Raw genomic sequence first — 3,736 nt, 5'->3', positions numbered from 1 at the left:
CGAGGCGCTGCCGGCCGCCGCGCCCGTGCCCGATATTCCCGAAGCCCCGATCGAGGCCGAACGCGCCGCGCCCCCCGCGGACACCGTTCCGCCCTCGGCCGATGCATTCCATCCGTTCGAACCCGAGCCCCGCGACGCGCCGCGTCCCGTGGACGCGCCCATGCCCGCTACGCAGGCGGGCAGCGCTTTCGACGACCTGGATCCGCCGCTGGCCGCCGAGCCGCAAGCCCCGCCATCCGACCCGGCGGATGTCTTCAGCGACCTGTTCGGGCCAGGCACCCTGCCCGTGGGCAGCGTGCCGGACGTTTCGGCCCACCCCTTCGACATGGAATCCGCCCAGACGCGCAATCCGGAAGACCCGCTGCGCCAGTTGCCGCGCGGCGATGCCAATGTGCGCGGCCCGGCGCGCGACCCGCTGGATCTGCTCGGCAGCCCCGACGACGACGACACGCGCAGCGTGTTCTCCGACCAGACTCCCTCGACACTGCCCGCGCATGACCCCCTGGCTCCTCATCGTTCAGACCCGGTCACCGATACCTTGAACCCGCGTGAGCGCGATGATGGCGCGCACGCCGCCCGCGACCACCTGCGCGAATACGGCAGCCACCTGCGCCCCGCGCGCGTCCAGTCCCAGGATTCCTCCGGCAAAGGCCCGGACAAACCGCCCCGCAAGTAAGGGGGCGGCCCTTCCTATTCGTACCGGTACTGGAAGTCGCCCTCGGCGGCTTCCAGCGTCACCGCTTGCACGGTGCGCCCGTCCATCGACGCGGTCAGCAGTTCGCGGCTGATCTGCGGCAGCACCGTGTTGGTCAGAATGGCATCCACCATGCGCCCGCCCGACTCTACCTCGGTGCAGCGGGCCACCACCAATGCCGTCGCTTCGGGGCTTACTGTGAACGCAATGCCATGGTTGTCCAGCAGGCGCTGGCGCACGCGGTCGAACTGCAGGTTCACGATGCGCGCCAGCATGTCGTCCGACAGCGGCATGTAAGGCACGGCCACCAGGCGTCCCAGCAGCGCCGCCGGGAACGTCTTGAGCAACGGTTCGCGCAGCGCCGCCGCCAGGCCGTCCGCGTCGGGCATCAGGTCGGGGTCGCGGCACAAGGTGGCGATCAGGTCCGTGCCCACGTTGGAAGTCAGGATGATGATGGTGTTGCGGAAGTCGATATAGCGGCCCTCGCCGTCTTCCATCCAGCCCTTGTCGAACACCTGGAAGAAAATCTCGTGCACGTCGGCGTGGGCCTTCTCCACCTCGTCCAGCAGCACCACGCTGTAGGGCCGGCGCCGCACGGCTTCGGTCAGCACGCCGCCTTCGCCATAGCCCACATACCCGGGCGGCGCCCCCTTCAGGGTGGACACGGTGTGCGATTCCTGGAACTCGCTCATATTGATCGAGATAAGGTTCTGCTCGCCGCCGTACAAGGCTTCGGCCAGGGCCAGCGCCGTTTCGGTCTTGCCCACCCCGCTGGGCCCGCATAACAGGAACACCCCCACCGGCTTGTTCGGATCCGTCAGCCGCGCCCGCGAAGTCTGGATGCGGCGCGCAATGGCTTCCAGGCCATGGCGCTGCCCGATCACGCGCTGCTCCAGCGTATCGGCCAGGCGCAGCACCGACTGCGCCTCGTCGCGCACCATGCGGCCCACGGGGATGCCCGTCCAGTCGGCCACGACCGACGCCACGGCCGCCGCGTCCACTGCCGGGTAGATCAGCGCCGACTCGCCCTGGCGCTGGGCCAGTTCCTGCTGCGCCTGCGCCAGCTCGGCGCGCAGCTTGTCGGGATCCTGCGCGGCAGCGTCGGCGGCCTGCCCGGCCTCGGCATCTTGTTCGGACAGGTCCGCGTCCAGGGCCTGCCGCAATTCAAACACCCGCTGCGCCAGCGCGCGCTCCGATTCCCAGCGCTCGGCCAGTTCGGTTTCCTGCGCGCGGGCCTGGGCCAGGTCGCCGGCCACTTGCGCCACGCGTTCGCTGTCGCCGGCGCCCAGCCGGGCCTCGCGTTCGGCAATGCGCTGCTCGATTTCCAGGGCCTCGATGCGCCGCCGCGCATCTTCCAGCGCCGCCGGCACCGCGTGCTGGCTGACCGCCACCCGGGCGCAGGCCGTATCCAGCAGCGCCACGGCCTTGTCGGGCAGCTGGCGGGCGGGAATATAGCGATGCGACAACGACACCGCCGCCGCGATGGCCTCGTCCAGCAGCAGTACCCGGTGATGTGCTTCCAGGGTGGCCGCCAGGCCACGCAGCATGCCCAGGGCGCGAGGCTCGGCGGGCTCGTGGATCTGCACCACCTGGAAACGCCGCGTCAGCGCGGGGTCTTTCTCGATGTACTTCTTGTATTCGGACCAGGTGGTGGCGCCGATGGTGCGCAACTGCCCGCGGGCCAGCGCGGGCTTGAGCAGGTTGGCCGCGTCGCCGGTGCCGGCCGCGCCGCCCGCCCCCACCAGGGTGTGGATCTCGTCGATGAACAGCACGATGGGGCTGGGGCTGGCCTGCACTTCGTCGATGACGCCGCGCAGGCGCTGCTCGAATTCGCCTTTCACGCCGGCCCCGGCCTGCAGCAGGCCGATATCCAGCAGATACAGCGACACGTCGCGCAGGGGCGGCGGCACGTCGCCGCTGGCCAGGCGCAAGGCCAGGCCTTCCACCACCGCGGTCTTGCCCACCCCGGCCTCGCCGGCCAGTAAGGGGTTGTTCTGGCGCCGCCGCATCAAGATGTCGACGATCTGGCGGATTTCCTCGTCGCGCCCGGACACCGGATCGATTTCGCCGTTGCGCGCGCGAGCCGTCATGTCCACCGCGTACTTCGCCAGCGCCGCCCCGCCCTCGGCCGAGCCCGCCGGGCCGCCGCCGTCCTGCAGGACCTGGGCGGTGGCCGCTTCGGGCGAGCCCTGCACAATGTCGTCCAGTTGCTCCAGCAGCACGTCGGGCACGATGCGCGCGAATTGTCCCGACATGCCCAGCAGCACATTGCGCAACGCATATGTCTTGACCAGCCCCGCCACCAAGTGCCCGCCGCGGATGCGCCCGGCGCCGAAGCGCAGCGAACCCAGCACCCAGGCACGCTCGACCGCGTGGTCGATATGCTCGGAAAGATCGGACACCGAACCCGCGCCGCGCGGCAACTGGTCCAGCGCGCGGGTCAGGTCGACTTGCAGTTCGCCCATGTCCACATCGAAGCGGTGCGCGATGTGATGCAAGTCGCTGTCCTGCATGTGCACAATCTGGTGGATCCAGTGCACCAGTTCCACATAAGGATTGCCCCGCAGCTTGCAGAACGACGTGGCGCCTTCCAGCGCCTGGTACAGCAGGGGATCGAGTTTGCCGAAGAGGTCGATGCGGCCGATGTCGGACATATAGTTGTTGTACTCAGCTTCAGGAATAGGGAATCAATCGGGAGCCGCGCAGCCCAGCGACAGCACCACCGTGCGGTCGCCCACCAGTTGATCGTCGCTGGCCAGCGTCAGGGTGCGCGAACCGGATTGCTTGATGGCGATGGAACCGCTTTGCAGGAAACTGCGATGCTGTCCCTCGAGCTCGACCCGCGAGGTATAGGTGGCAATGGCCGATTTGCAGCCGCAGCGCCCGATGGATTGCTTGACCTCCAGGTCGGCCTGCAGCAGCAGTTGCCCATCGGTTACCGTGCGCATGCCGGGCTGCACGGCCACGCACTGGGCCAGCGCGTTTTCCACTTTGACAGCGCCGGCGGCCTGCGCCGCCGCGGCGCCGCCCGCCATGGCCAGC

Annotated in this window: 2 protein-coding genes and 1 pseudogene; 1 reads left to right on the top strand and 2 read right to left on the bottom strand. The window is 69.2% G+C overall.

Annotated elements, in window-relative coordinates:
* Nucleotides 1-676 (top strand): annotated as a pseudogene (locus tag LPZ50_RS22880) (hypothetical protein); the annotation flags it as partial.
* Between the two features lie 14 nt (nt 677-690).
* Here the strand turns inward: LPZ50_RS22880 and tssH are convergent.
* Nucleotides 691-3,348 (bottom strand): type VI secretion system ATPase TssH, encoded by a 2,658-nt coding sequence (tssH, locus tag LPZ50_RS22875; protein WP_230665113.1) that lies wholly within the window; start codon nt 3,346-3,348, stop codon nt 691-693.
* A gap of 33 nt (nt 3,349-3,381) precedes the next feature.
* Nucleotides 3,382-3,736: DUF2195 family protein (locus LPZ50_RS22870; RefSeq protein WP_329957695.1), on the bottom strand; the 355-nt coding region annotated here is incomplete at its 5' end.

The sequence above is a fragment of the Bordetella petrii genome, from assembly GCF_020991325.1.
Taxonomy (GTDB): Bacteria; Pseudomonadota; Gammaproteobacteria; order Burkholderiales; family Burkholderiaceae_B; genus Bordetella_A; species Bordetella_A petrii_E.
Note: the sequence above shows the minus strand (reverse complement) of the source record. Positions and strands in the feature narration are given on the sequence as shown.